This is a genomic window from Roseburia sp. TF10-5, from assembly GCF_003462365.1.
GTDB lineage: Bacteria > Bacillota > Clostridia > Lachnospirales > Lachnospiraceae > Roseburia > Roseburia faecis.
The window spans coordinates 1-1,247 of the sequence record NZ_QTYW01000047.1 but is presented as its reverse complement, the minus strand read 5'-3'; the positions used below and the strand labels follow the sequence as shown (position 1 = coordinate 1,247).

Annotated in this window: 2 protein-coding genes; both read right to left on the bottom strand. The window is 36.2% G+C overall.

Features of this window, described 5'->3' with window-relative positions; all coding sequences use genetic code 11:
- Nucleotides 1–128: 128 nt before the first annotated feature.
- A complete protein-coding gene (locus DXD06_RS16900; RefSeq protein ID WP_442969674.1) occupies nucleotides 129–578 on the bottom strand; it encodes a GNAT family N-acetyltransferase in 450 nt (149 codons plus the stop codon).
- 45 nt (nucleotides 579–623) lie between these two features.
- Nucleotides 624–1,247 (bottom strand): GNAT family N-acetyltransferase (locus tag DXD06_RS16895; RefSeq protein ID WP_243001188.1); only part of this gene is annotated, 624 nt, incomplete at its 5' end.

Sequence of the window (1,247 nt, the reverse complement as noted above, 5' to 3'; positions counted from 1 at the left end):
GACATTTGCCGGAATTGGCGTTTCTTATATTAGGGACTTATTTTACAGCCCCATAAAGAAAGCACCGATCAGATTTCTCCGACCGATGCTAATAAATTGCTATTCTATTGAGATTTACAAACAGGAAGTTATAAACATCTTTGCAAATATACCATATCTATTAACTGTACACCACACTCATAAATTGGGTGGTCATAATTGTCCGTAAAGAAATTCGGAATATTATGAGAACGGACAAATCCGCATTCTTCATAAAATGGTACGGTCAACGGGCTGTCACCTGTTCCAACTTGCAAAACAGAATATTCATCTGCATATTTACTGGCAAGAAAATCAATTAGTGCTTTCCCATAGCCCTTTCCCTGATTTTCTGGATCGACTGCGATATTCTTGATTTCAAGTATTGCGTTACCTTCATCGGTGACAACACATTCAGCTTTTACATTACCATCTTCAAGTACATACATATTACCTTTTTCAAGATAGCGATCAACCATGCTCTTCTGTTCATCAGCTAATAGCAATAATGATATAAACTGCTTTTTATTTTCATTCACTTCTCTGATTTTCATATCCATTACTCCGTCAAACTGGAAGTTTCACCTGTGTTGTTAAATTGGGGTTTACTCTTTGAAATCACTCTTAAGAACTGCATACTGCGCAGTGTCAATAAACGTGTCCTTTTTGTAATACTTTTGTCTAGCAATTCCTTCAAACCGCATTCCACACTTTGTTAATACATGTACAGATGCAACATTTCCATCAAACACTTCTGCCTGAACACGATTTAATTCAATCTCATCAAATGCATATTTTAGTACAGCTTGAAGCACTTCCGTCATTATACCTTGTCCCCAATACTGTGGCGAAAGCATATAGCATGTATCTGACATAAAACATGATTCTTCAACATTTCCCAAATTAATCGTTCCAATCAAATCATGATTTTCTTTCCATTCAATTACCCAATGAAAATATGTATCAGATTCATAATTATCTGCCCATTTATGTACCTTTTCTTTATATATTTCCATATCCGTTACGGGATTGAACGGAAAGTACCTGCAAACTTCTTCGTATTTTGCCCAGTTTTCATACATCATTTGATAATCGTCTGGAACAATTCTTCTCAATATACAACGTTCTGTATCTATTATTTTTGTACCAATTTTATTCATTGCACTCCTCCACAACTTCCGATTGAACAAAATCGCTGCGCGATGGCCTGCCAAGGCTGTGGCGCAGTT